The organism is Streptomyces sp. NPDC057950 (genome assembly GCF_042887295.1).
Classification (GTDB): Bacteria; Actinomycetota; Actinomycetes; order Streptomycetales; family Streptomycetaceae; genus Streptomyces; species Streptomyces kaempferi.
This window is the reverse complement of sequence record NZ_JBHVPP010000001.1, coordinates 19,959-39,096: the sequence shown is the minus strand read 5'-3', so window position 1 is coordinate 39,096 and position 19,138 is coordinate 19,959. Positions and strand designations below refer to the sequence as shown.

Below are 19,138 nucleotides of genomic sequence, written 5' to 3'. Positions count from 1 at the left end.
TCTGACGCAACGTCAGAGGATCTCTGTCGACACACCAGGCCGACGTGGAAGAAGAGGTGCCCGTATGACCGTCACTCAGCGCAGGGGTCGGAAGATCATGATGACTCCCGGCGAACTGGACGAGTTCCTCACCACCCAGCGCACGTGCCGCGTCGCGACGGTGTCGCAGGACGGCGTCCCGCATGTGAGCGCCCTCTGGTTCGCCTGGGACGGCACCTCGTTGTGGCTCTACTCCGTGGTGCGCAGCAAGCGGTGGGCCCAGTTGCGGCGTGACCCGCGGGTCGCGGTGGTGGTCGACTCCGGCGAGGAGTACGACCAGTTGCGGGGCGTCGAGCTGTCCGGGACGGTGGAGTTCGTGGGCGAGGTCCCCCGCACCGGGGAACTCCGCGCCGAACTCGACGTCCCGGAGACCCTGTTCGCCCGCAAGAACTTCGGCCTGGAGGAGATGCCGCACGACGGCCGTCACGCGTGGGCGCGGCTGACTCCGACGGCCATCGCCTCCTGGGACTTCCGGAAGCTGCCGCCGCTGTAGGAAACGGGGCGGAGGCAGGACGGCGGGGTCAGCGGACCCCTTCCCCGGCCGCTCGCAGTGCCTCCACCGCCGCCCTGATCGACGGGCGGCGGTCGGCGTCCGCCCGCCAGACGACGTACACATGGCGCCGTACACGCTGGCGCAGCGGCACCGTGACGACCCCCTCCGCCATCGGACGCCGCCCGAGCACCGGCGCGATGCAGACGCCGAGCCCCGCGGCGACCATGCTGAGCTGGGTGTGCGTCTCGGCGGCCCGATGGCCGACGCGCGGCTCGACGCCCTTGGAGCGCAGCGTGAACATCAGCCACTCGTGGCAGAACTCGCCCTCGCCCCAGGTGATCCACTCGTCCTCGGCGAACTCGGCCAGGTCGACCTCCGCGCGGTCCGCGAGCCGGTGGCCGACCGGCATCGCCACATCGGCCGGGTCGTCGAGGATCGACGCCTTCACCAGGCCGTCGGGCAGCGGCATCGGCTTGTTGTACCAGTCGAGCACCACCGCCAGGTCGAGGTCTCCGCGCACCACTCCCGCGACCCCGGCCTCCGGCTCCAGCTCGCACGAGCGCACCCGCAGCCCGGGGTGGTCGGCGCGCAGTGCGGCGAGCGCGGTGGGGAACAGGCCGCGGGCGGCGGTCGGGAACGCCGAGAGCCTCAGCTCGCCGACGACCTGGCCGCGCTGTGCCTCCAGGTCGGACTGGGCGAGTTCGACCTGCGAGAGGATGCGCGCCGCGTGGTCGGCGAGGAGCCGGCCCGCGTCCGTGAGCCTCACCCCTCGCCCGTTCTTGGCGAGCAGCTGCTGCCCCACCTCGCGCTCCAGCTTGGACATCTGCTGGGAGACGGCCGAGGTCGTCACGTGCAGCCCGTCGGCCGCGCCGCTCACCGAGCCGTGCCGGGCCAGGGCGTCGAGGGTGCGCAGGCGCTCCAGATTCAACATGTAAGCAATGCTACGAGATACCGCTCGAGAAATCTCGCTTGTGCTACGAGATCGTTCTGCTTCATCGTTACGACCATGACCACCGTCGCCACACCGGGCACCGCCTCCCCCGAACCGACCGCCTCTGAACCGACCACCCCCGGATCGATCCCCGCGGAACAGAGCCCCTCGAAGCCGAGTCCCTCAGAGCCGAGCCCCTCGGAGCCGACCTCCGCCGCCCGTGCGTCCCCCGGCCGCGGGCCGGGCTCCCGCGCCGCGCTCGACTGGCGGATCCGCTTCGGCGCGCTCTCGCTCATCTGGGGGTTCAGCTTCCTGCTCATCAAGGTCGGCACGGAGAGCTACGCGCCGTTCCAGGTCACCCTCGGGAGGCTGGTCTTCGGAACCGTGGTGCTCGCGGCCGCGATGGCGGTGAAGCGGGAGCGGCTGCCGCGCGGAGCCCGCACCTGGGGACATCTCGCGGTCGCGGCCCTCCTGTTGAACGCGCTGCCGTTCTCACTCTTCGCCTACGCGGAGCTCACGATCCCCTCCACGCTCGCGGGTATCTGCAACGCGACCTCGCCCCTGTGGGGCATGGCCCTGTCCATGGTCGCCCTGTCCGAGGACCGGCCGACCCGGCGCAGAGTCGCGGGCCTGGGCCTCGGGTTCCTCGGCGTCCTGACGGTCCTGGGCGCCTGGCAGGGTTTCCACGGCCTGGACGCCACGGGTACGGCGATGGCCCTGCTGGCCTCGCTGAGCTACCCGGTCGGCTGGATATACGTCCGTCGCACCCTGGCCGCCTCCGACCACTCGCACCTGTCCATGACCGGCGCCCAGCTGCTCCTGGCCACCGCCCAACTGGCCCTGGTCACCCCGCTGTTCACCACCATGCCGAGCCACTTCCCGCTCGTCCCGCTGCTGGCCACGGCCGCCCTGGGCGCCCTCGGCACGGGCCTGGCCGTCCTCGTCCAGTACGGCCTGGTCGCCGAGGTGGGCCCGACCACCGCGCAGATGGTCACGTACTTCATCCCGGTCATCGCCACCGCGGCGGGGGTCGCCGTCCTCGGCGAGTCACTGACCTGGTCGACACCGGTCGGCGCGGTGATCGTCCTGGCCGGCGCGGCGCTCACCCAGGCCAGGAGCCGCCGATGACTCACACGTAACGGCGGGCGGGCGCGGGACCCGCGGCGGAGGCGACGGCGTCCGCCAACGGTCCGATGTCGTCCGGTGCGAGCGTCGAGACGGTGATCCGGATGCCGGGCGGCGCGCTCATCCGGAAGCGTGCCCCCGGCGCGACCGCCCAGCCCGCGTGCAGCAGCCGCGCGACCGCTCCGGTCTCGTCCGGGACGGGAATCCAGACGTTCATCCCGCTGCGCCCGTGGGCCTCGATGCCTCGCTCCGCGAGGGCGGTGATCAGTGCGTCCCGGCGCCGCCCGTACGCGGCCGCCACCGCCGGCACGTCCACCGCACCGCTCGCCCACAGGTGGGCGACCGCCCGCTGCAGCAGCCGGCTCACCCAGCCGGGGCCGAGCCGCTGCCGCCCGTGCACACGGTCCATGGTGACGGCGTCCCCCGTGAGCACGGCGAGCCGCAGGTCGGGGCCGTACGCCTTGGCGACGGAGCGCACCAGGGCCCAGTGGTCGGTCACTCCGGCCAGCGGGTGCAGGGGCAGATCGACGATCCGATGTCCGTGGTCGTCCTCGACGAGCAGGGTGCGCGGGTGCCGCGCCAGCACGGAACGCAGGGCACGCGCGCGCGTGGCGGTCACGGCGGCGCCGGTCGGGTTCTGCGCCCGGTCCGTGACGATCAGCGCGCGGGCGCCCCCCTCCAGCGCACGTCGTACGTCGTCGGGCAGCGGGCCCTCGTCGTCGACGCGCACCGGGACCGTGCGCAGTCCCAGCGCCGGCGCGAGATCGAACACACTCCCCCACCCCGGGTCCTCAACGGCGACGACGTCACCCGGCTTGAGATGGGCCGCCAGGACGCGCTCGATGCCGTCGAGCGACCCGGACGTGACGACGACGGGACCCTCCGGCACCCCGTCCGCGTCGAGGTCGGCGCGTGCGAGCCGCAGCAGTTCCGGTTCCACGGCGGCGTCCCCGTACAGCACGGGGTCCCGGTCCGACTGTCCCGCCGCCGCTGCGAACGCCTCCGCGAGGCCGGGCAGCAGTGCGCGGTCCGGGTTGCCGTCCGCCAGGTTCCGTACACCGTCCGGCACCTCGACCCGGATGTACTCGCGTCCCGTGGTGACGGGCTTGGAGCGGACACGACTGCCTCGGCGGCCGTCCGTCTCGATCACTCCGCGTTCCCGCAGCACGCGGTACGCGGCGGCCACGGTATTGGGATTCACCCCCAGTCGCGCGGCCAACTCCCGCATCGGGGGCAGTGGCTGTCCCGGTTCGAGCGCTCCGGCGCCCACCGCACGCTCGACACTCGACGCGATGTCGGCTGCGCGGCGCCCTTCGATCCGATACTCTCCTAGCACAAAGAAGATTATGCACTAGTACAATGGGGAGCGCAATGTCGGAGACGAGCACACAGCCAGAGACGGCGCGGGCCGCCGCCTACACCCCGACCGACCGCACCGTTCCCACGCGTTCCAAGGAGCGCGCCGCGTACGACCACGAACTGGTCCACGCGATACTCGACGAGGGCTACGTCTGCCACCTCGGCTTCGTCCGGGACGGCGCCCCGGTGGTGCTGCCCACCCTCTACGCGCGGGTCGGCCGACGCCTCTACGTGCACGGGTCGACGGGCTCGCGGCCTCTGCGGATGACCGGCGGGACCGACCCCGGTCTTCCGGTCTGTGTGACCGTCACCCATGTCGACGGTCTGGTCCTGGCCCGGTCGGCCTTCCACCACTCGATCAACTACCGCTCCGTGGTGGTGCACGGCGTCGCGCACCAGGTGACGGATCCGGACGAGAAGCGGGAGGCCCTGGACGCGCTGGTCGACCAGGTCGTTCCCGGCCGCTCGTCCGATTCCCGCGCGGCCAACGCCAAGGAACTGGCCGCCACCGCGGTGATCCGCCTGGACCTGCGCGAGGTCTCCGCGAAGCTGCGCACCGGCGGCCCGAACGACGACCCCGAGGACCTGGCCCTCCCCCACTGGACCGGCGTCGTTCCCGTCACCAAGGGACACGGCGCCCCGATCCCCGCCGCCGACCTCGCCCCCGGCATCGACGTCCCCGACTACCTGACAACCCGGTAGCGAGGAACAGCTGGGGACGGGGCCGGAAGTCCGACCCGTCCGTGACGTCCGTCAGTTCCGGCCCTGGGCCGTGCCGCCCCGGGCGGACAACTCCCTTTCGGGATCGCCCGTTTCGACACCGGCCGCACCGCCCAGGACCGGCCCCTCCGAGGGCTTCACCGGCGCCGACGACTGCGCGATGAAGGCGCCGGCCAGCACGACAGCACCGCCGACGATCTGCGGAGCGGACAGGTGCTCACCGAGCAGGACCCAGGCGAGCACGGTGGCGATGACCGCCTCCAGACAGGCCACGACACCCGCGACCTGCGGGGAGAGCCTGCGCACGGAGAGCACGCCGGTGACGTACGCGACGACGGTCGCGATCAGCACGATCCAGCCCAGGAGCAGGGCGGCCGGAACGGACGTCCCGTTCATGTCCGCGCCGCCGCCCAGGACCGACCACTCCATCGTCCAGGGCCGTGCGACGAGCGTCAGCACGAGCGAGCCGACGAGCAGTCCGTACGCGATGACGCCGAGCGGGTCCGGTGCCTCGTCCCCGGCGTCGCTGCCCTGGTCGGACAGGACGAAGTAGCCGACCTGGCAGCAGGCGGCGCCCAGCGCGAGCAGCAGTCCGAGGGCGTCGAAGCCGAGCCCGGACCACACCTCGACGACACAGGCGAGTCCGCCCGCAGCGAGGACGACACCGAGGGCCGCTCCACGCGTCACCGGCCTGCGCTGCACGAACCGCACCCAGCCGAGCACGAGCGCCGGCGCGAGGTACTCGACGAGCAGGGCGACGCCGACGGGTATTCGGGAGATCGCCGCGAAGTAGCATGCCTGGACGCCGGCGACGGCGAGCAGACCGAACCCGGCCAGCAGCGCGGGACGCCGCCGCAGCAGCGCGCGATGGCGTACGGCCAGCGGCAGCATCACCAAAGCGGCGCCCGTGACCCTCAGCCACACCACGTGGAGCGGGTCCAGACCCGCCTCGATCAGCGGTTTCGCCGCGACACCCGATCCGCCGAAGGCGACCGCCGACGCGAGGGCGAGGCCCAGGCCGACGCCCTTCCCACGATTACCCTGACTGCCCTGAGACGTATGCACCGGCACATGATGACAGGCGGCGACATGAGCGTCATCCCCGATGACTCCTGTCTCGCCGACTGGACCCCGCGCCCTGGACCGCCCGGTACCCTCCTGCGGACCCGTCTGCGGACCGGCCTGCGTGCCTGCCTGCGGACGCGTCTGCGGACCCGTCTGCGGACCGGCCTGCGTGCCTGCCTGCGGACGCGTCTGCCTATTCGCCCTACTCGTCCGCGTTCTCGTCCGCGCGTTCGTTGCGCAGCGCGCTCTCGATCCGCGGAAGCAGCACTCTGGCGTCCGCGCCCGCGCGCCGGAGTACCTCGACGGCCCGCGCCTGCGGATCGGCGACGATCGAGGCGAGCAGGTCGAGGCAGCGGGCCCGCGCCTCACCGCGCAGTCCGGCGCGTACGCACGCGCCCTCCATGGCACCGGCCGCCACCGGGGACCAGCCCGCCTCGACCACCACCGGCACGGCACCCGAGTCCTCCACGGCGCTCTGCCAGCGCAGCCCGTAGCCGATGCTGCGCTGGACGAGATAGCCGAGCAGCCGGGCGACCTGTGGGGCACCGTCGAAGACGGCGCGCACCCCCTGGTCGGACTCCAACAGCGAGTGCAGCAGATGGGCCGTGTCGATCTGCCGGTCCCCGTCCCGCATCGCCCGCCTGCGCGCGGCGGAGACCACCGAGGCCAGCTCGTCACCGAGCCCGGCCTCGAGTTCCGTACGGTGGGGACCGCTCTCCGCGGCCGACTGCGAGGGGATACGGGGTGGCACATCTCCCACCCCATCAGCCCGCGAGGTCCGGGGCATCCCCGCAGGGCAGCATTTCCACGTCCCGCACAGGGTGGGCAGGCGCGAGCGAGTTCTCCTCCTCAGGGATGACTTCGCACGGATTTCTCCCCCGGGCGCGCGCCGCCTTGCGTAGCGCCCCGCACACGACCGTGCCACGGACGAGTGAACGGGCCCCGCCACACCGCCCCACCGCTGCGCCCCGGCCGTCAGGCCCACCCGACACCGCACTTCCTGACGGTTCATCAGTCTTGAATCTTCCAGGGCCTGCGGCTACCTTCCGCGACACCGTAGCTGCGCCGGGCGCAGCGCCCGACACGAAGGGGTGGCCGCATGGCCGAAGTCAGCGCGGAAGCACGCATCGAGGCGCCGGCCGAGAAGGTGTGGGCGCAGCTCACGGACTTCTCCTCGTACGGCGAGTGGAACTCGACCCACACCAGCTTCCCCAAGGGCGGCCCCGCCTCACTCGAGGTGGGCGGGACGTTCGAGGAGAACATGAAACTCATGGGGTTCCCGGCCGAGGTCGGCTGGACCATCGAGGAACTCGAGCCCGCCCGCGTCCTGGCCATCCGCGGAAAGGGTCCGATGGCCGTCACCGTCGCCACCCGCTACACGCTGACTCCCGACGGCGACGCCACCTCGGTGCGCATCGACGGGGAGTTCACCGGCGCCGCCGTCTCGCTGATGGCCGGAAAGCTCAAGGACTCGGCGACGGCCGCCCTCAACGAGTCGTTGCGCAAGCTGGGCGGACTGGTGACCTGAGTCCCGCACCTGCGCCGAGGCCCGCACCCAGCCCCCGTAGGCGGAAAGGCGCCCCGCGAAGACACTTCCACGGGGCGCCGTCAGGTACCACAGCATGCCCGTCAGTCCTCGTCGGCGAGGATCAGGTACAGCTTCTTGCGCGCTTCGTTGATGACCGCCAGCGCCTTGTCGCGCTGGTCCTTGCTGCCGGTCTTCCAGACCTGGCCGAAGGCCTCCATCAGGCCGAAGCCGGCCTGCCGGATCTCTTGCAGCGTCTCCCAGTCGACTCCGCGCCCGGCCTCTTCCCAGGGAGCGTCGGGTCCCTCCTCGGCCGCGCCGCGGCCTTCCTCGGTGAGCGAGAACAGCTTCTTGCCGCCCTCGGCCGCGCTCGCGATGAGACCTTCGTCCTCCAGCAACTGGAGGGTCGGGTAGACCGAACCAGGGCTGGGCTTCCACGCCCCCCCACTGCGCTCGGCGATCTCCTGGATCATCTCGTAGCCGTGCATGGGCCGGTCCTTGAGCAGCGCCAGGATCGACGCGCGTACGTCACCGCGCCGCGCCCTGCCCCGGGGGCCGCCCCGGCCTCCGCGCCCGCCACCCCAGGGGCCCGGGCCGAAGCCGGGTCCGCCGAAGCCGTCGGGGCCACCCGGACCGCCCGGACCGAAGGGCCCGAAGGCCCCGCGCCGGCCCTCGAAGCGACCCCTGCCCCGCGGGCCGGGTCCGCCGTGCCGGCCGTGCCCACGTTCGAATTCGAACTCCTGTCCTTCGCTACGCATCGCCATCACTCCATCCGTCTTTTCGTTGATCGACCCATCTGTTCGTTGATCGGTCGCGATGCGTCAACGATATATCGGAACAGGTCGCTGGACAACCCCTGAATGCCGGGCGGCCAGTGTCCTGTGACAGCGAATCTCGTTCGATTGCCACTGAAGTTTGACCACCGCTACGTGCGTGACACCGAACTTTGACCGGTACGGAAGGGAGCGAGACCTCCACATGACGGACGCGGAACGGTTCCTCAAGGAACATCAGGACGTGCTTCGCGCGGCACTCGACCACTACGCCCTCACCTGTACGAAGGCACTCCACAAGCGAGGCGCATCAGGTGAACCCGAAGTCGTCGCCAAGGTGAGAGATGAACTCGCGGACGCTCAGCGAGCCAGGAACGAACTGTCCGGAGCGCTAGCGGATTGAGGAGGTGAGGGGCAGGTGGGGGTACCAGCTCATCTCTACGGCGACTCCGCGTTATCGGCCTTTGAGCTGGAGTTTTACGGTCGCTCAGGCCGCAGTCGGCTGCCCTTGGGAGAAGCCTGGAGCGTGCGGTTCGAGGAGGTTGAGCCGGTTCGTCAGTTCCGCTGGACGAAGGGGGGCGAGAGCTTCCCGGGGTGGTACTACGCTGCGACGACGGCTGGTCATGTGGGATACGAATCGTGGCTGGAGCGGGACTGTCTGACCTTGCTGGATCGCGATCCGGAAGTGGTCGGGATCGCATCTCAGCCGTTCTGGCTTCGCTGGCACGACGGGCGGGAAGCCCGTCGTCACGCCCCTGACTACTTCGTACGGCTTGCCGACGGCCGTGCCCGGGTGGTCGATGTCCGGTCCGCTGACCGTCTGGACGAGCGGACGGAGGATGCCTTCGAGGCTACCCGCGAGGCATGCGGGGCGGTGGGTTGGGAGCTCGAGTGGGCTGGTGCGCCGGAGCCGGTGTTCATGGCGAACGTCCGGTGGCTGGCCCGTTATCGGCGCCGTCGTTCGGGGCGGCCGGCGGAGGTCTCGGCCCGGCTGGTCGATGTGTTCGCGGAGCCGTTGCCGTTGTGGACTGGGGCCGAGCGGGTCGGCGACCGGCTGCAGGTTCTGCCGGTGCTGTTCTATCTGCTGTGGTCTGGGCGGCTCAACGCCGATCTGGAGTCCGCCCTGCTGGGGACAGGCAGCCTGGTCTGGGCCGGGAGGTGGTCGACGTGAGCGGGCTGAAGCGACCGGTCCGTGTCACGGCCGGGGACCGGGTCCGGTTCGACGGGCAGCTTCGCGGGGTTCTCGCGGTGTCGGCCCTGGCGGTGACGTTGAGCGATGACGACCGTCCTTATCGGGTCGTACCGTTGCTGGAGTTGTTCGAGACCGAGGACTTCAAGGTCGTGGACACCCCGATGCGGATGCCGCTGCCGCCTGCTTCGCTGCTGGAGTCGTTCCCGGAGGCGGAGGTGGAGAAGGCTCTGTGGTGGGAGGGGCACATCCTGGAGGTCCTGCACGGTCTACCGCCGGGGGCCGAGCCGGGCGCGGAACCACGGCCTGAGTTCGGGCCGGATCGGTCGCTGACCGCCCGCCAGCGGGCCAAGGCGGCCGAACTGACCACTGCCGGGCACCGGGTGAGTCCCAGCACGGTGGCCCACCGTCGGCGCCGATACCAGGAGCACGGGGTGATCGGGCTGGCTGACCACCGGCTGGTCCGCAAGAGGCCACAGTACGGCGAGGTGGACGACGCGGTGGTCACAGCGATGCGGCAGGCGATCGGCGAGGCCGTGGACGCCTCGACGCGCACGGGCACGTTTCTGCTCTGGCGGACCGGCGAGATCCTCAAGGCTTCTCCAGAGGGGCATCAGGTTAGGTTGCCCTCGCAGCGGACTCTCTACCGGCTGCTGGGGAAACTGACGGTGGGCACCCACACCACCGGTTCCGCCACCACCCGCCGGTCCCGGGCTCATGGTGCCCAAGGACCCCATGGCGAAATGCCCGTGTTCGCACCCGGGGAAGTCATGCAGATCGACTCCACCCCGCTGGACGTGCTGGTCCGGCTGGACAACGGCGTCGTCGGCAAGGTCGAACTCACCGCGATGGTCGACGTCGCGACCAGAACGGTGACCGCGGCGGTGCTGCGGCCGACCACGAAGTCGGTGGACGCCAGCGTTCTGCTGGCCCGCACCGTTACGCCCGAACTCATGCGGCCGGGCTGGGTGGAGGCGTTGAAGATGTCCCGATCGGTGCTGCCGCACCGCCGGCTGCTGGCCCTGGACGAACGGCTGGAACACGCGGCGGCACGTCCGGTGATCGTCCCGGAGCTGATCGTCTGCGACCACGGGAAGGTGTTCCTCTCCCGCAACTTCCGCTCGGCCTGCCGGTTCCTGGAGGTCGACTTCCAGCCGACGCACAAGGGCTCGCCCTTCGAGAAGGGGCACATCGAGAAGACGCTGGGCTCGGTGGCCACGCTGTTCGCCCAGTTCCTGCCCGGCTACACCGGCCGCAATACCGACCACCGCGGGCGCAACCTGGAGCACGAACACCTGTGGTCCCTGCTTGAGCTGCAAGAGCTCCTGGACGAGTGGATCGTCGCCAAGTGGCAGAACCGCAAGCACGACGGTCTGCGCGACCCGTCTCACCCGGGCCGGCCGTTCACCCCGAACGAGAAGTACGCCGCCCTCGTCGAGGCCTGCGGCTATGTCCCGGTCGCGCTCGGTGGGGACGACTACGTCGAACTCCTGCCCGCAGAGTGGCGGGTGGTCAACGACTACGGCATCCGGATCAAGAACCGCACCTACGACAGCCCTGAGCTGGGACGAATGCGTCGCCAGGACTCCGGTGTCAGGGCGAAACGGGGTCTATGGGAGGCCCACACTGACCCCTATGACGTCTCCCGCATCTGGGTACGCGACCACCGCCGCGACAACATCTGGGTCCAGGCCGCCTGGAGATACCTCAACCGGGTCCCGGTTCCCTTCGGTGACCTGGCCTGGGACCACGTCAGCCACCAGCTGCCCCGCGCCACCGAGGCGGAGATCGCCGACGCGGTCGCGGCCCTGCTCACCCGGGCCCACGCCGGCCCGCAGAGCGGGCCCGAGCCCGAACCCGACAAACGCGACCGCCGCGTCGCCGCCCGCACAAAGGCTGCCGGGCCCGTCACCCCGGCCTCCGCCAGCTCTGGCGCATCGTCCGAAGACACTGCGGAAGAGCCCGAGGAGACGCTGGCTGAAGTCATCCCGCTCGGCTTGTTCGACCCGCTGGAAGACCCTTGGAAGCGGCCATGACAACGCCCCCGTCCCCGGAGGAGTCCGAACGGCACCTGACCACACTCGACGGCTGGCGCCGTCTCGTCGAAGAACCCCCGCCTCCCCCGCCCCGGCTCACGGACGCCGCATACGACGCCCTCGGTGAGGCCGGTCAGACCGCATTCGACGAAGCCCGCCTGGACCATCACGCGAGGTTGCTGGTGGTCCGCACGTCCGTCGTCCGCCACACGGTGACCTGCGGACGCCGCCTGGTACTGCTGAACCGCCACGCGATCAGCGCCCGCCGGGGCCTGATCGTCTCCGGCGCCGCTGGCACCGGCAAGACCATCGCCATCACCCAGCTCGGCAGATCCCACGAACTGCGGGACCGGGCCCGGAACCCCACAGCGACGGACCGCATTCCGGTCATCTACATCACCGTCCCACCCGCCGCGACACCCCGCATGATCGCAGCGGAGTTCGCCCGGTTCCTCGGATTACCGGTGATGGCCCGCATGAACATCACCGACCTCATCGAATCCGTCGTCGGGGTCTGCACGGACGCACGCACCGGCATGATCCTGGTCGACGAACTACACAACGTCTCGCTCACCACGCGGCACGGCGCCGAAGTCGCCGACACCCTGAAGTACTTCTCCGAACGCATCCCCGCGACGTTCATCTACGCGGGCATCGACATCGAGCGCAGCACCCTGCTGACCGGAACCCGGGGCGCCCAAATCGCTGGCCGTTTCACCCTGATCCCCACCCGCCGGTTCCCCTACAACAGTGAGTGGCGGGGCTTGGTCGCCACCACGGAGGAAACTCTACATTTGCGGCGGCACAAGCCGAACACCCTCGCCAAGCTGGACCGTTACCTCCACGACCGCACCGGCGGCATGATCGGTGCCCTCTCCCACCAGGTCCGGGGCGCCGCAATGGACGCGATCCTCGACGGCTCGGAAGAGATCACCAAAACAGGACTTGAAGCCGTCCCCCTGGACGTCGCCACCGAGGCATCCGAGTTCCGCAGCCCTGGAAGCACCCGGTGACTGACGAACGGCTCCGGCTCCTGCCCGTTCAGATCCGGCCCCAGGCCGGCGAGGGCATCCGGGCCTTCATCGTCCGCCTGGCCAACGCCAACCATCTCCCGCCCCGCTACCTGCGAACTTACCTCTGCGAACCGCCGCGTCACCTCGGTCTTCCCAGCTTCGGCCGCCTGGCCGTGGTGACCGGCCGGGACGCCGAAATCCTCCGGATCACCCTGGAGACGAAGCGCTGCCTGGAATGCGGCGCCGCCATGCCGCCTCTCGGCATCCTCGGCCGCCAGGCCCTGCGCTGTTCCCAAACCTGCCGGCAGAAGGCATACCGCAGGCGAAACCCCCGCGCTCACTGGCCCAAAGTCTCCTGCAAGCAATGTGGGCAGAAGATGCGGGTCCATCCCGGACAGCGTCACCGACTTTGCTCCTCCGCCTGCCGACGAGCAGACTATCTCCGGAAGAAGCGCGAACACTGGATAGAACGCGGGTTGGGCGAACCCCGCCCGTGTCCCGGTTGCGGCGACCCCATCTTCTCGACGACCTTGACGACGTGTTCCAGTCGATGCCGTCAACGGATGCGTCGGTACCCCACCGGACCACCCCGCCCGCACACGCCTCCTTCACCGCCGCTGCCCCGGTACCTGCAGGATCTGGACTTCTGCATGCTCTGTCACGCACCCCTTCCGCCAGGCCGGGGTCTACTGCCCCGACCGACCTGCTCAGACCGTTGCCAGCGGAAGATCCGGCAACGGTCTGTCTCTCTCGAGCAGATCATCCAGAAAGCCCGCACCGAAGCGGATCCCGATACAACGCCTTCCCAGCCATAGCAACGCTGGGTACGACTACGGCCAGTGCCGCCCCAGGGGTCAAGCTCAACTTCGGTGAGATGCAACCAAACTTCGCTACGCAAAACGACTGTTCTGCGACTGCGAACCGTATCCGGTTTCTATTGAACGTTGATCGATGCCAGCGCGTGACAGCAAAGTTCGATCGCGACGGGTTGGGCAGGGTTATTCGACAAATCGCTGCTTGATGGCCTCTACGAAGTCGGCACGCTGAACGGGGTCAACCACTTCCTGGGCCCAGACCGCCGCAATGTTCTCCCAGACCCGGTCAACACGCACGCGGGGACCAAGATGCTCGGCCACCCTTCGCGTCCAGGCGTGGTGGTTGCTGATCTGCCGGGCGTCGTCCACGGCTTCAAGCAGGTCACCGACCCGTACTCCGAGCCTGGCAGCCACCTTCTCCCAGGCTGGTTCGTCGAGCCCGTTGAAGACCTCCGCCTCAGGAGCGGCCGTACCCGGCAGAGTGACGCAACCCGCGCTCGCCTGCTGGTCTGCGTCCAACACGCTGAGGCAAGCAGCAGGCAAGAGGTTCTTGTCCGCGAGGCCGCCCAGCATCACGACCGTTGAGGCCGCACCGGCGGGCAGGATCTCTACCCGCTTGCCGATCTCAGGCGCCTCCTCGGTGATCAGCGCGTCGATCAGCGTGGCCGCCTGGCTGTCCTCGCAGAAAAGAACGAGCTCGGGGTGCTCAATATCATCCATGAGGGACATGGCGAACTGAGCGGTCACCCCGTACATGATGTTCCGCCCGCCGCCCCGCTGTGTCTGGACATAGACACGAGCCTCGGTTGGAAGCTGCTCAAGGATCGTCGGCGAGTGGGTAGAAAGGATGAACTGGATCCTGTGGTCCTTAGCGATCTCGAAGAGCTCCGCCATCAGCCTCCGTTGCGCACGGGGATGCAGAGATGCCTCGACCTCGTCAATGATGACCAACGAGTTTCTAGGAACGCCACGCAACAGGGCAACCAGGTCGGCGGTGGCATCCTCGCCCGCTCCCTGGTGGAAGTTGGAGTACACGCCGACATCCGTACTCAGCACACCGATCCTCTTGTCCTGATAGGTGGCCATGCTACTCACCGTGTACGTCTTATTCATGATCCGCGAGAGCAGGGAACGGTCGGCCTCACTCGCGGGGGTCAGGTCGCCAGCGAAGTTTGATTGCTTGGCGATCTTCCCGTAGCCGATCACGGTATTGACGGGCTGGGTGCGGCTGATGTCGAGGAAGAACAGGGGCCGCTGGACACGGCGAGGCATGCCGCGCCACCTGCTGGTTGGCTTAGTCATTGTCGTGGTCTCGATCTGCGTACCGCGCCGCAGCTGATAACGCAGGGTGACACCCTTCACGGTCTCCCAGGGCGTGTTGGGGAAGAAGTCGTCCGGATTGAACGTGAGTCCGCCCTGCTGCTGAGCTATGTAAGCAGCCGCAGCAGCCTTGAGGACGGTGCTCTTGCCAGCACCGTTCTCCCCCGCGATAGCAACGATCGGGAACCTGAATTCGACAGTTTCGCCGCTCCACCCACGCAGACCGGTGATCTGAACCGAGTCAAGGAACTGTGCCCATCCCCTGGCCGCAGTACGCGCCGTGTTCCATTCATGGATCAAGGACGACAAGGTAGGGAGGGGCTGGCGGCGTGCACCGTTCACAAGGGTCTCTCTCTGCTCTGCGGCCACGAAGATGGTGGTGCAGGACATGATGCCGGTCAGTGGTCGCGCCGCCCAAGCAACCAGGGTAATGCGGAGCCCTCCGGCCATCGACCTGCCGCCCAAAGCACCCGAAACGTGCTAGGAGTTGCCTAGTCAGACAAATCAAAGTTCAGTGACAATCGGTCAAGGTTCAGTGGCACAGGACAGCCAGGACGAGACCGCTGGGAACCCGCTCGAGGGGCGGCCCGGAACCGGGCCAGAACCGCGGGATTGGCCTTGTTCCCCGGCTCCCTGGGGCCGCTAGCGTCGGGGGCATGCGGATTCGAATCGTCGACGCCTTCACCGACCGCCCCTTCACGGGCAACCCGGCCGGGGTCCTCCTCCTCGGCCCCGACGGCTTCCCCGAGGACAGCTGGCTGCGGAACGTGGCTCTGGAGGTCAATCACGCGGAGACGGCGTTCGCGCACCCCCTGCCCGAGGGCGGTGACGCCGACTGGGCGCTGCGCTGGTTCACTCCCGCGAGCGAGGTCGCGATGTGCGGGCACGCGACCCTGGCCACCGCACACGTCCTGCGCACGACGGGCACCCGCACGGGACCGGTGCGGTTCGCCACCCGCAGCGGCGTACTCCTCGCCACGGCCCAGGAGGACGGCACCCTCACACTGGACTTCCCGACCGCGCCGCTGACCCCCGTCGACGTACCCGACGGTGTCGCGGAGGCGCTCGGCACCGAACCGCTCACGGCCTTCGACACGGGCCCGAACACCGGAGACCTGCTGATCGAGGTCGCCGACGAGAAGACGGTGCGCGGACTGGCTCCCGACCTCAGGGCCCTGGCCCGGTACTCCGAGCGCGGCATCATCGCGACGGCCCGCTCGGCGGACCCCGCCCGGGGCTACGACTTCGTCTCGCGGTGTTTCTTCCCGAACATCGGCATCGACGAGGACCCGGTCACCGGCAGCGCCCACACGGCCCTCGCGCCCTACTGGTCCGAGCGTCTCGGCCGCCCCGACCTGACCGGTCTGCAGGCCTCGCCGCGCTCCGGTCTCGTCCGCACGGGGCTGCGCGGCGACCGCACCCTCCTGACCGGCAGCGCGGTCACGGTCATCGAGGGCGAACTGCTCGTGTGACCGCGGACGGACGGCGGCGTACGCACGTACGGACCGAGCCGTCGCGGGACGCCGAGGCGCCCGGTGGCCGGACGCCCGGTGGCCGGACGCCCGGTGGCCGGACGCCCGGTGGCGGGGCGCTCGGCAGCGGGGCGCTCGGCAGCGGGGCGCCCGGTGGTGGGACGATCACGCCGTGGGCAGCCACCCCACCTTCCCCGCCAACAGGGCGTACCCGACGAACGCCCCGATGTCGAGCAGCGAGTGGGCGACCACGAGGGGCCCGACCCGGCCCCACCGCCGGTACAGATAGACGAAGACGACGCCCATCACCATGTTGCCGACGAAGCCGCCGATGCCCTGGTAGAGGTGGTACGAGCCGCGCAGCACGGCGCTCGCGACCAGGGCGGTGCCCGGCGTCCAGCCCAACTGGCCCAGCCGGCGCAGCAGATAGCCGACGACGATGACCTCTTCCAGCACGGCGTTCTGCACGGCCGACAGGATCAGCACCGGGTACTTCCACCACACGTCGGGCAGCGCCTCCGGCACGACCGTGAGGTTGGCACCGAACCCGCGCGCCAGCAGATAGAAGGCGATGCCCGTGCTGCCGATCACCGCCGCGACGGCGGCCCCGCGTCCGAGGTCGGGCCAGGGCCGCGTGCGGTCGAACCCGATCACGCGCAGCCCCTGGCCCTCCCGCAGCAGCAGGTGCGCGACCAGCGCGACCGGCACCAGGGCCGACGCGATGCCGAACAACTGCCACGCCAGATCCAGCCATGGCCGGCCCGGCGCGGCCGAGGCGTTCAGCGTGGCGGCCTGGTCCTTGAGACCGCCCGGTTTGGTGACCGATCCGACAAAGCTGATCAGCGCGGACACCCCGCTCGCCCCGAGCGAGACGCCCAGGACGAGCAGTGTCTCGTCCCGGAAGATCCTTCGCGTCAGCCGCTCCCCAGGAATAGAACCGGCCGGTGACCCCGCCTCCACCTGCACTCTCGCCTCCAGTTGAGTAATCCCGCCTCATCCCCATCTTCGCCCCGCTAGGGTCTCGAAAGAAGTTGCGAAGATCGTGCGCGACAGGCCGTCGGGGGACGGACGCCGTACGGGCGTGCCTCCCCATTTCGCCCTCTCCCGGCTTTCATACGGCCGTCTCGCGGCACCGGCTCACCCACGGAGGGCACCACCGTCATGGGACGTCACAGCTTGCCCCACCAGTCCGGGGCGGGCGCCGCCGACCCCCGTCCACGCCCGCGCCGCCGCACGGTGGTCCTCGCGACGGCGCTGGTCGTGACGGTCGCCGCGGGCGCGGCGGCCGCGGTCAACGGCGGCCTGTTCTCCATCGGTTCCTCCTGCCGGGACAGCGCCGTGCACATCACGGTCGCCGCGTCACCCGACCTGACGCCCGCCCTGAAGGCGCTCGCCGACCACGCCCGAGAGCGCGACATCACGTCCGACGGGCGCTGCATCGACGTCACCGTGACCGCCCGCGAGTCCTACCAGGTCGCCCGGTCCCTGGGGTCGGGCAGGAGGGCCGGCTTCCAGGCGTGGGTGCCGGACTCCGACGTGTGGGTGGACGGGGTCACCGCACGCAGCGGGGCGCTCCAGGTCACCAAGGCGGGCAACGTCGCGTCCTCGCCGGTCGGTGTCGCGATGGTCCCGACCGCCGCCACGTCGCTCGGATGGCCCGCCAAGACGTACACCTGGGCCGAACTGGCCGACGCCTCGATACGGGACGACCGGTTCAGGCTGGGCGCGGCCGACCCCGCGCACAGCGCGACCGGCCTGCTCGCGCTGACCCGGCTCAGCGGAACAGCGGACGGGACCGAGGGCGGCGGCATCCGGGCCGCGGCGCTGGCCAAGACGCTCTCGCCGCGCACGTCCGACAGCGACCGCCAGGTCCTGGACACCCTCCCCCGCGATGCCTCCGGTGCCGAGCGGAGCGATCCGAGGCGCAACCAGGCGCTGTTCCTCTCCGAGCAGTCGGCGTTCGTTCACAACTCCTCGTCCGGCCGCGGGCTCGGGCTCGACCTGTTCTATCCCAAGGACGGATCACCGCGGCTCGACTACCCCTTCGCGCTCGTCGACCGGCCACGGCTGAGCACCGACGAGAGCCGGGCCGCGCTGCGCTTCATGACGCTCGCGGGCGAGCCGGAGGGCCGGCGGATCCTTCAGCGGTCCGGGTTCCGCACGGACGACGACGAGGTGTCCGGCGCGCTGGTCGCCAAGGCCGGCGGCCGCGCCCCGCAGCCCTTCGACCGCGCCGCGGCCGAACCCCTCCCGGACAAGGCGGTCGAAGAGGCGCTCGGCACATGGACGATCACGGTACAGAGCGCCCGGCTCACCGCCGTCGTCGACGCCTCCGCGTCCATGTCGCAGCCGGTGCCGGGCACCGGCCGGACCCGGATGGACGTCACCAAGGCGGCCCTGCTCCAGGCGCTCGCCACCTTCACCACGGAGGACGAGATCGGGCTGTGGAAGTTCTCCACCCGGCTCGACGGCGACCGCGACTACCGGGTGCTCGTGCCCACGCAGCGCCTCGGTGACAGCGAGGGCGGCAACGCCCAGCGGGCGAGACTGGCGGGGGCCTTCAACGCCCTGAAGCCCGTGCCGAACGGGGCGACGGGCCTGTACGACACCACTCTCGCCGCGTACCAGGCGGCCACCTCCGGCTATGCGAAGGGCAGGTTCAACGCGGTGGTCCTGCTGACCGACGGTGTCAACGAGGACCCCGGAAGCATCTCGCGCGCCGCTCTCGTCTCCCGGCTGCGGCAGCTCGCCGACCCACGGCACCCGGTGCCGCTGATCGCCATCGCGGTGGGCCCGGACGCGGACAAGGCGGAGGTCGAGGAGATCGCCAAGGCGACCGGCGGCTCCGGCCAGGAGGTCAGCGACCCCTCGCAGATCCACTCGGTGATCCTCAAGGCCATCGTGCGAGCGGCCGCCCGCAGCCGGGGCTGAGGCGGCACCCACGCCCGTGGCGGGGCCGACGCGGTACGCCCACCCAGAACCGTGCCGTCGCGACACCCCCGCCCGGAGCAGTGGCCGCAGCCACAGCCTGGGCCGAAGCGGTACTCGCACCCGCGGCAGGGGCAGACGCCGCTCACACCCGGGGCCGGGGCTGTGGTCACGCCGTCAGCCGCGCCCGAGGTGCTCACACCCGCGGCCTGGGCCGACGCGGTACGCGCACCCGCGGCCTGGGCCCAAGCGGCACTCACACCCGCGACCTGGGCCAGACGCCGCTCACACCCGGGGCCGGGGCTGTGGTCGCGCCGTCAGCCGCGGCCGAGGTG

The 19,138-nt window shown here is 70.3% G+C and carries 17 protein-coding genes; 10 read left to right on the top strand and 7 right to left on the bottom strand.

The features are described 5' to 3' along the window. Positions 1-64: 64 nt before the first annotated feature. Positions 65-532: a pyridoxamine 5'-phosphate oxidase family protein gene (locus ACFVTC_RS00170; protein WP_168527069.1), complete on the top strand. Its 468-nt coding sequence runs from the start codon at positions 65-67 to the stop codon at positions 530-532. A 28-nt stretch (positions 533-560) separates the two neighbouring features. On the opposite strand, the gene ACFVTC_RS00165 is transcribed toward ACFVTC_RS00170, so the two are convergent. Next, a complete protein-coding gene (locus tag ACFVTC_RS00165; RefSeq protein ID WP_390122314.1) occupies positions 561-1,463 on the bottom strand; it encodes a LysR family transcriptional regulator in 903 nt (300 codons plus the stop codon). 75 nt (positions 1,464-1,538) lie between these two features. On the opposite strand from ACFVTC_RS00165, the gene ACFVTC_RS00160 reads away from it, so the two are divergent. Beyond that, positions 1,539-2,591, top strand: a complete 1,053-nt coding sequence (locus ACFVTC_RS00160) for a DMT family transporter (protein ID WP_390122312.1) — start codon at positions 1,539-1,541, stop codon at positions 2,589-2,591. Between the two features lies 1 nt (position 2,592). On the opposite strand, the gene ACFVTC_RS00155 is transcribed toward ACFVTC_RS00160, so the two are convergent. Then, the gene (locus ACFVTC_RS00155; protein WP_390122310.1) at positions 2,593-3,924 is read right to left on the bottom strand and encodes an aminotransferase class I/II-fold pyridoxal phosphate-dependent enzyme; all 1,332 of its coding nucleotides are present in this window, start codon (positions 3,922-3,924) and stop codon (positions 2,593-2,595) included. Between the two features lie 35 nt (positions 3,925-3,959). Here ACFVTC_RS00155 and ACFVTC_RS00150 point away from each other — a divergent pair, with 35 nt between their 5' ends. Then, positions 3,960-4,649 (top strand): pyridoxamine 5'-phosphate oxidase family protein, encoded by a 690-nt coding sequence (locus ACFVTC_RS00150; RefSeq protein ID WP_390122308.1) that lies wholly within the window; start codon positions 3,960-3,962, stop codon positions 4,647-4,649. 51 nt (positions 4,650-4,700) lie between these two features. On the opposite strand, the gene ACFVTC_RS00145 is transcribed toward ACFVTC_RS00150, so the two are convergent. Continuing rightward, positions 4,701-5,738: a DMT family transporter gene (locus ACFVTC_RS00145; protein ID WP_390122305.1), complete on the bottom strand. Its 1,038-nt coding sequence runs from the start codon at positions 5,736-5,738 to the stop codon at positions 4,701-4,703. A gap of 196 nt (positions 5,739-5,934) precedes the next feature. Continuing rightward, entirely contained in the window at positions 5,935-6,483 is a 549-nt protein-coding gene (locus tag ACFVTC_RS00140; protein WP_390122303.1) for a Clp protease N-terminal domain-containing protein, read from the bottom strand. Positions 6,484-6,831: 348 nt separating this feature from the next. Between ACFVTC_RS00140 and ACFVTC_RS00135 the strand changes: the two genes are divergently transcribed. Beyond that, the gene (locus ACFVTC_RS00135; protein ID WP_153291794.1) at positions 6,832-7,260 is read left to right on the top strand and encodes an SRPBCC family protein; all 429 of its coding nucleotides are present in this window, start codon (positions 6,832-6,834) and stop codon (positions 7,258-7,260) included. A 101-nt stretch (positions 7,261-7,361) separates the two neighbouring features. Here ACFVTC_RS00135 and ACFVTC_RS00130 read toward each other — a convergent pair whose 3' ends face one another. Next, positions 7,362-8,015 (bottom strand): PadR family transcriptional regulator, encoded by a 654-nt coding sequence (locus ACFVTC_RS00130; RefSeq protein ID WP_390122301.1) that lies wholly within the window; start codon positions 8,013-8,015, stop codon positions 7,362-7,364. 220 nt (positions 8,016-8,235) lie between these two features. Here ACFVTC_RS00130 and ACFVTC_RS00125 point away from each other — a divergent pair, with 220 nt between their 5' ends. From ACFVTC_RS00125 to ACFVTC_RS00110, 4 genes are all read left to right on the top strand, one after another. After that, positions 8,236-8,433 (top strand): hypothetical protein, encoded by a 198-nt coding sequence (locus ACFVTC_RS00125; RefSeq protein WP_390122299.1) that lies wholly within the window; start codon positions 8,236-8,238, stop codon positions 8,431-8,433. Positions 8,434-8,556: 123 nt separating this feature from the next. After that, complete coding sequence (locus tag ACFVTC_RS00120; RefSeq protein WP_390122297.1) at positions 8,557-9,201, top strand: TnsA-like heteromeric transposase endonuclease subunit; 645 nt, start codon at positions 8,557-8,559, stop codon at positions 9,199-9,201. After that, a complete protein-coding gene (locus ACFVTC_RS00115) occupies positions 9,198-11,255 on the top strand; it encodes a Mu transposase C-terminal domain-containing protein (RefSeq protein ID WP_390122295.1) in 2,058 nt (685 codons plus the stop codon). The genes ACFVTC_RS00120 and ACFVTC_RS00115 overlap by 4 nt, the downstream gene beginning before the upstream one ends. After that, on the top strand, positions 11,252-12,268 hold the full coding sequence (locus tag ACFVTC_RS00110; RefSeq protein WP_390122293.1) for a TniB family NTP-binding protein: 1,017 nt from the start codon (positions 11,252-11,254) through the stop codon (positions 12,266-12,268). The genes ACFVTC_RS00115 and ACFVTC_RS00110 overlap by 4 nt, the downstream gene beginning before the upstream one ends. A gap of 998 nt (positions 12,269-13,266) precedes the next feature. On the opposite strand, the gene ACFVTC_RS00105 is transcribed toward ACFVTC_RS00110, so the two are convergent. Beyond that, on the bottom strand, positions 13,267-14,703 hold the full coding sequence (locus ACFVTC_RS00105; protein WP_390122291.1) for an ATP-dependent endonuclease: 1,437 nt from the start codon (positions 14,701-14,703) through the stop codon (positions 13,267-13,269). A gap of 356 nt (positions 14,704-15,059) precedes the next feature. Between ACFVTC_RS00105 and ACFVTC_RS00100 the strand changes: the two genes are divergently transcribed. Continuing rightward, positions 15,060-15,875 carry a PhzF family phenazine biosynthesis protein gene (locus tag ACFVTC_RS00100; protein ID WP_390122289.1) on the top strand — a complete coding sequence of 272 codons (816 nt, stop codon included), beginning with the start codon at positions 15,060-15,062 and terminating at the stop codon, positions 15,873-15,875. Positions 15,876-16,040: 165 nt separating this feature from the next. Here the strand turns inward: ACFVTC_RS00100 and ACFVTC_RS00095 are convergent, their stop codons facing one another. Further along, on the bottom strand, positions 16,041-16,841 hold the full coding sequence (locus ACFVTC_RS00095) for a CPBP family intramembrane glutamic endopeptidase (protein ID WP_390122287.1): 801 nt from the start codon (positions 16,839-16,841) through the stop codon (positions 16,041-16,043). A gap of 195 nt (positions 16,842-17,036) precedes the next feature. On the opposite strand from ACFVTC_RS00095, the gene ACFVTC_RS00090 reads away from it, so the two are divergent. Continuing rightward, on the top strand, positions 17,037-18,806 hold the full coding sequence (locus tag ACFVTC_RS00090) for a substrate-binding and VWA domain-containing protein (RefSeq protein WP_390122284.1): 1,770 nt from the start codon (positions 17,037-17,039) through the stop codon (positions 18,804-18,806). Positions 18,807-19,138 lie beyond the last annotated feature (332 nt).